The sequence below is a fragment of the Succinimonas amylolytica DSM 2873 genome (genome assembly GCF_000378405.1).
In the GTDB taxonomy this organism is placed as follows: domain Bacteria; phylum Pseudomonadota; class Gammaproteobacteria; order Enterobacterales; family Succinivibrionaceae; genus Succinimonas; species Succinimonas amylolytica.
In genome coordinates this window covers 160,172-166,258 of the sequence record NZ_KB899636.1, presented here as the reverse complement: position 1 = coordinate 166,258, position 6,087 = coordinate 160,172, and the positions used below count along the sequence as shown (strand labels likewise).

The following is a 6,087-nucleotide window of genomic DNA, read 5'->3' as shown; positions in this document are numbered from 1 at the left end:
CCCCCGAAGAGCTTCTGAAGCAGTACAAATCCCAGAACAAAGTAGAGAGGGGATTTAGATTTCTGAAGGATCCGGAGTTTTTTGCAGATTCAATATTCGTATCCAAAAACGAGCATATTCAGGCTCTTCTTATGATTATGACACTGGGCCTTGCGGTATTCAGCGGACTGGAATGGAAGTTACGGAATGCTATGAAAACTGCAAACGTTATGCTCAAAAGTCAGACAGGAAAACTCACTGACAAAATAACAATGCGGTACGTGTTCCAGATATTCAGCACCGTTCTCACTGTCCTTCTGGAAAATAGGGAAAGGCTGTTCTTTCACATTAGCGATCAGGCCTGCCAAATACTGGAATTACTGGGGAGCAGATACCAGAAAACCTATGGTGGATAATTTTTAAAAAATTATCATTTTTGAGGCAATAGGAAATTAACCAGCTTCAACTGCGAAATGTAAGTTGAATGCATAGCATTAGGTCATATTACTATTACTTCCGCAGCTGATTTAACTATTTCTCCTCTGTAAGCCAGTTTAAAACATATTTTCCGTGATCATCCTGTTTAAGATTCTTAAGCAGTTCCGGGAGTATCTCATTAAGCTCCTTGTCAAGTCCCCAGGGGGCGTTCAGGATTACGATCCCGGAACCGTGCATGCCGCGCAGGGGATCCGCTTCTCTGACACAAAGCTCAGCTTTCAGGGTTCCGGGGGCTCCGATTTTTGCGAGATCTCTGGTGAAATTCCAGCTTTCGTCTATGGCCTTTCCCAAAACCGGGTACCATACTGCATAGATCCCGTTGGGAAATTTGCTCCAGGCGTTCTTAACCATTTTCACCGTGTCGTGATAGTCAGTTTTGAGTTCATATGAGGGATCGATAAGAACAAGGCCTCTTTTAATTTTTGGAGGAAGAAGAGCGTTAAGTCCCTCACGGGCATCTCGGTGGTGCACGTGGGCGTTTTTGGCAAAATGCATGTTGTATTTCAGGTTTTCGTACTCATTGGGATGAAGCTCCAATAGCTCCAGACTGTCCTGTTCCCGCATAAGGGATGCGGCGATATATGGAGACCCGGGGTAGTACTTTAGTGCTTTTTCTCTGGCGTTCAGCCGGTCAAGTACTTCAAAATATTCCGGTACCGCTTCTCTGAGTTGAACGTTTGCTATTATTTTTTCGATGCCGTCATGGTACTCTCCGGTCTTCACGCTGTACTCGCTTTCCAGAGAGTATCCCCCGGCTCCTGAATGGGTATCGATGTAGCAGAAGGGCTTATCCTTCTTTTTAAGGCATCTGAGAATTAATGACAGTACAAGATGTTTTAGAACATCTGCATGATTTCCGGCATGAAAGCCGTGGCGGTAGCTGAGCATCAGGATATCTCCAGTTCTTTTTGCATGTTTTCAAGCTCTTGGCTCTTTTCAAGCCAGGTCATTTCTGTCTCTTCCAGTTTCCGCTGGTTGTCTGCCTGTCTGGCCAGCATGGTTTTCAGATTTTCCTTCTGGCTTTCCTCATAGATGGTGTTGTCTGAAAGAGCCTTTTCAATTTCTTCCTTCTCGGCATTAAGGAGATTCATTTCGTTTTCCAGTTTTGAAACCTCCTGTTTGAGGGGCCTCAGGATCTGTCTTTTTTCGGCATCCTGCCTTTTCTGCTCCCGGGATTTGATTCCCGGATTCTGAATCTTCTCGTGCTTTTTAAGTTCCTTTTCCTTTAGAAGCACCTCGCGCTTTTTGCGATCCAGTTCGGTAAGGTATTCATGATAGCTGTCCAGATCGCCGTCAAAGGGTCGAACCCGGCCTTCGCTGGCCAGATAGAACTCGTCTGTGGTGGTTCTGAGAAGATGCCGGTCGTGGGATACCACGATAAGAGCTCCCTCAAAATCCGCCAGCGCAATTACAATGGCTTCTCGCATTTGCAGGTCCAGATGGTTGGTGGGTTCGTCAAGAAGCAGGAGGTTGGGCTTCTGCCAGACAATAAGTGCCAGAGCCAGCCGGGATTTTTCGCCACCGGAGAAGCTTTTAACCTGTTCCAGGGCCTTGTCGCCACCGAAGCCGAAGCCCCCGAGATACGATCTCAGCTCCAGTTCTCTTTTATCGGGAGCCAGGCGTGTAAGCAATGATAGAGGTGTGCCATCAGGATCCAGGTAATCAAGCTGATGCTGGGCGAAATATCCGATTTTTACCCCTTTGGAAATACTGAGAGAACCTGACAGCGGCGGAATCTCTCCGGCCAGTGTTTTTATAAAGGTTGATTTCCCGACACCGTTTCTTCCCAAAAGACCGATACGGGATCCTGGTCTTAGGTTAAGCTTGATATCGCTTAGAATTACGGTTCTGCCATATCCGGCTTCTACATTCTCCATTCTGACCAGAGTGTCCGGAAGACTGTCTCCCCTGGCAAATGAGAAGGAGAAGGGAGAGTCAGCCTGGGCTACGACAATTTTCTCCATTTTTTCGATAGCCTTGAGCCGGCTTTGGGCCTGCTTTGCCTTGGTGGCTTTGTAGCGGAATCGTTCCACAAAGCTCTGCATGTGCTGCAGTTTTTTCTGCTGCTTTTCAAGCATGGCGGTTTCCAGGGCAATTTTCTGGGCTCTTTCGCTTTCAAACTGCGAGTAGTTGCCCGCGTAGGTCACGAGTTTTTGGTTGTCTATGTGGATGATTTCCGTGCAGATGTTGTCCAGAAAATCCCGGTCATGGGAGATGATGAGGAGGGTTCCCTGATAGCCTTTAAGCCAGTCCTCCAGCCACATGACCGTGTCCAGATCCAGATGATTAGTTGGTTCGTCAAGAAGAAGCAGATCCGAAGGACAGAGAAGGGCCTGTGCCAGATTAAGCCGCATGCGCCAGCCGCCGGAGAAGTCCTTTACCGGTTTCTGAAAATCCTCCATGGCAAATCCGAGGCCCAGAAGCAGGGCCCCGGCTCTGGAGTTTATGGTATAGGCTCCGGATTCCTCAAATTTTTCCTGAAGGGCCGCTAGGCGCATTCCGTCATTGCTTTCTGTTGCTATTTTTATCTGCTGTTCCAGCTCCCGGTATCTTTTATCGCCGTCCAGTACATAGTCGAAGGCACTTTGATCCAAACCGGGGGTTTCCTGGGCAACCGCGGCTATAGTCCAGTCCCGGGGAACCGAAATTTCTCCCTTGTCCGGAAGGATTTCTCCGGTGATTAGCGAAAACAGGGTGGATTTACCGGATCCGTTTCTTCCGACCAGCCCCGCGCGGTGTTTGGGGAAAATGCAGGCGGACGATTCGGAAAGGAGTACCTTGACTCCCCGCATGATTTCTACGTTACTGATATTTAGCATGAAGAAAAATGCTCTGTTAAGGGGTTAATATGAGATAGTTAAATAATTTCGTTAATTATAACGTAAAGGATGCTAAACCGAGTAAATTAGGATAAGCTGAAAATCGTATGTGGGAAAAGTCTGAAATCCATTTTTTGGGGTGGATTTTTTCTGTGCATGATATAATCCAATGGCGGTAAGGTGTTTAAGGAGTCAGATTTATATGAAGGTTCAGAAAGATTCGGTTGTTACCATTGATTATATTGTTACGGATGAGGACAACAAGGTACTTGATACCACAAATGATCAGGATTCTCTGCAGGTGCTTATCGGACATGGCGCGATAATTGTGGGGCTGGAGGAGGCCCTGATAGGACACGAGGCCGGAGACAGAGTGGACGTTACCGTTGTCCCGGAGAAGGCATATGGAGTCAGGGATCCTGCCCTGGTGCAGACTGTGGATAAGTCCATGTTCGGCGATATGGAGCTTCATATCGGAGATTCCTTCCTGGCGGATACCGATGCAGGACAGAAGCCAATTTTTATCAAGTCCGTTTCCGGTGATGACGTAGTGGTTGACGGCAATCATCCTTTGGCCGGCCTTACCCTGCAGTTTCATGTGGATGTGATTGAAGTCCGCGAAGCTACCGAATCTGAGATTAGCCATGGCCATGTGCATGTTGACGGACATTGCTGTGAGCATGATGGCCACGAGCATTGTTGCTGCCATCATCATGATGATGACGGTGAGACCGGGGAACATCATTGCTGTCATCACCATCATGACAGTGAGCATGATCATGAACATGATGAATGCTGTCATCATCACGAGCACGAACATGAACATGAACATGAACATGAACATGAACATGAACATGAGTGCCGCTGCCATCATCATGATGACGGCGAGAAGTCAGCTCAATAGTATTTGGTTGCGTCAGAAATAGATGAAAGCCGGGATTTCCCGGTTTTTTGATTATTCACAGGTTTGCTATGAAATATATTATTAAGGTTTTCCCGGAAATTATCATTAAGAGTCAGTCCGTAAGAAAGCGGATGATCAAGGTTCTTGACAGTAATATCCGTAACGTCCTCAGAAGAGAAAATATTTCTGTAAAAATCAGAAATGAATGGGACAAGCTCATAGTCAGGATTGACGAGTCGGAGTCCGCCGGGGATCTTTCAAATGAGCACATTGTGGATATCCTTACCAGAATTCCTGGAATTCATGCGGTGCTGGCGGTATCTCCCTTTCCTTTTTCCTCTCTGGATGACATTTACGAAAAAACTGCGGAAATCTGGGGGGCAAAGCTCAAAGGAAAGACCTTCTGCGTTCGGGTCAAGCGCCGGGGAACGCACAGTTTTACCTCCATTGATGTAGAACGGCATGTCGGAGGTCTTCTGAATGACAATTTTGAACATGGCGGTGTGGATTTAAAAAATCCGGATCTTAAGATTGAAATTGAAATCGACAATAATGATATCTATCTTGTTGTCGGACATTATCAGGGACTAGGCGGCTATCCGCTGTCAACGCAGGACGATGTTTTGAGCCTGATTTCCGGAGGCTTTGACTCCGGAGTCTCCTCATATCTCTTTATAAAGAGAGGTTCCCGGGTACATTATCTGTTTTTCAACATGGGCGGGGATTTGCATGAGACCGGAGTTAAAGCAGAAAGCTACTACATCTGGAACCGGTACGGATCATCGCATCGGGTGAAATTCATTGCGGTTCCTTTTGCGGAAGTGGTAGGTGAAATTCTTACAAAAACCGATCACAGCGTCAGAGGTGTTATACTTAAAAGAATGATGATGCGGGCCGGGGAGATGATTGCGGCAAAGTATGGTATTTCTGCCTTGGTTACCGGTGAAAGTGTGGGACAGGTTTCAAGTCAGACATTAGCCAATCTCAGCGTTATTGATCAGTCTGTTAAAATGCTCATATTGCGACCGCTTATTGTTAGTGATAAGCAGGACATAATTGATAAATGCCGGGAAATAGGAACAGTTCACTTCGCTGAAAGCATGCCGGAGTACTGCGGGGTGATTTCTGACCGTCCGACTATCCATGCCGACCTTCGTATGGTGGAGGAAGAAGAATCAAAAATAGCTTCCGGGGTGCTAGAAAAGGCTGTTTCTGAGGCGGTTGTCATGGATATTAAGGATATTCCTGAGGAAAAGGCTTCAGAAGGTACAGTTCAGGAAACTTCTGTAACCGGGCCAAATGATGTAATACTTGATGTCAGAGCTCCCGATGAAGCTCGGGACGATCCTATTAAGGCTTCAGTTCCGGTTATTGAAATGCCGTTTTTTAAGGTAAGCGAAGGGTTTCCGGGATTGGATCAATCAAAAACCTATCTTCTTTATTGCAAAAACGGGGTTATGAGCAGAACTCAAGCAGCTCATCTTGTTGAAAAAGGGTTCAAAAATGTGAAGGTTTATGTTCCGGGAAGTGCTTACTGTTCAGTATGTAACTAAAAACATTGTGAGTGTGCCGGTATACTAATTTACAAACGTTTCTTGGCAAAAAATCATAGTAATTGAAGATGTGAGAAAAAACATTGTCATTTAGGAGGATTGAAGTTAATAACTTCAATTGTAGTAGTGAGAAACAGGATAGGTAAAATTAGTGTAATGTTTACTTTGAGGCAAAAATCTTATTTTTATTATGGTTCGAAATATTGATATACTTAATCATGATTTTGTTAAGATTGTGTCAGTATTATCATTTCTGTTATTTGTAGTTAAAGTGTATGCATGGATTACTTTTAATGAGAGATAGTTTTAAAAGCTATAATTAAGAGAAGGGGAT

Annotated in this window: 4 protein-coding genes and 1 pseudogene; 3 read left to right on the top strand and 2 right to left on the bottom strand. The window is 45.6% G+C overall.

What is annotated here, in order from left to right:
* Nucleotides 1-395, top strand: a pseudogene (locus F557_RS18270) (IS1634 family transposase); the annotation flags it as partial.
* 115 nt (nt 396-510) lie between these two features.
* Here the strand turns inward: F557_RS18270 and F557_RS0100770 are convergent.
* Complete coding sequence (locus tag F557_RS0100770) at nt 511-1,365, bottom strand: 23S rRNA (adenine(2030)-N(6))-methyltransferase RlmJ (protein ID WP_019000362.1); 855 nt, start codon at nt 1,363-1,365, stop codon at nt 511-513.
* A complete protein-coding gene (locus F557_RS0100765) occupies nt 1,365-3,296 on the bottom strand; it encodes an ATP-binding cassette domain-containing protein (protein WP_019000361.1) in 1,932 nt (643 codons plus the stop codon). Before F557_RS0100765 ends, F557_RS0100770 begins: the two co-directional genes overlap by 1 nt.
* Nucleotides 3,297-3,498: 202 nt before the next feature.
* Here F557_RS0100765 and F557_RS0100760 point away from each other — a divergent pair, with 202 nt between their 5' ends.
* Nucleotides 3,499-4,200: an FKBP-type peptidyl-prolyl cis-trans isomerase gene (locus F557_RS0100760; RefSeq protein WP_019000360.1), complete on the top strand. Its 702-nt coding sequence runs from the start codon at nt 3,499-3,501 to the stop codon at nt 4,198-4,200.
* Nucleotides 4,201-4,268: 68 nt separating this feature from the next.
* Entirely contained in the window at nt 4,269-5,753 is a 1,485-nt protein-coding gene (gene thiI / locus F557_RS0100755) for a tRNA uracil 4-sulfurtransferase ThiI (protein WP_019000359.1), read from the top strand.
* Nucleotides 5,754-6,087: the final 334 nt, after the last annotated feature.

Coding starts and splice junctions, on each gene's coding strand:
- F557_RS0100770 (WP_019000362.1), bottom strand. CDS start 1,365: ATGCTCAGCTACCGCCACGGCTTTCATGCCGGAAATCATGCAGATGTT.
- F557_RS0100765 (WP_019000361.1), bottom strand. CDS start 3,296: ATGCTAAATATCAGTAACGTAGAAATCATGCGGGGAGTCAAGGTACTC.
- F557_RS0100760 (WP_019000360.1), top strand. CDS start 3,499: ATGAAGGTTCAGAAAGATTCGGTTGTTACCATTGATTATATTGTTACG.
- thiI (WP_019000359.1), top strand. CDS start 4,269: ATGAAATATATTATTAAGGTTTTCCCGGAAATTATCATTAAGAGTCAG.